Below are 201 nucleotides of genomic sequence, written 5' to 3'. Positions count from 1 at the left end.
CAAAAAGAATGCCATTCATGGCATCACGATTATCGACCCTCTTTCGATGTGTACCGAGAGGGTGATTAGTCTTATGAATAGGCAACAAAGGCTCAATTTTCGCCCAAAGGGCATCAGAGATTAGGTATTGTGTTGAACTCATTTACAGTATTTTCAATAGGTGTTGATTTAACTCAGACAACACCTATTGAGATAGGTTCT

1 protein-coding gene is annotated in these 201 nt (G+C 39.3%); it reads right to left on the bottom strand.

The genetic code is table 11. From position 1 onward, the window contains the following. Window positions 1–142: transposase (locus tag RH88_RS22900; RefSeq protein WP_138944263.1), on the bottom strand; the 142-nt coding region annotated here is incomplete at its 3' end. Window positions 143–201 lie beyond the last annotated feature (59 nt).

The sequence above is a fragment of the Vibrio scophthalmi LMG 19158 genome, assembly GCF_000222585.1.
Lineage (GTDB): Bacteria > Pseudomonadota > Gammaproteobacteria > Enterobacterales > Vibrionaceae > Vibrio > Vibrio scophthalmi.
Note: the sequence above shows the minus strand (reverse complement) of the source record. Positions and strands in the feature narration are given on the sequence as shown.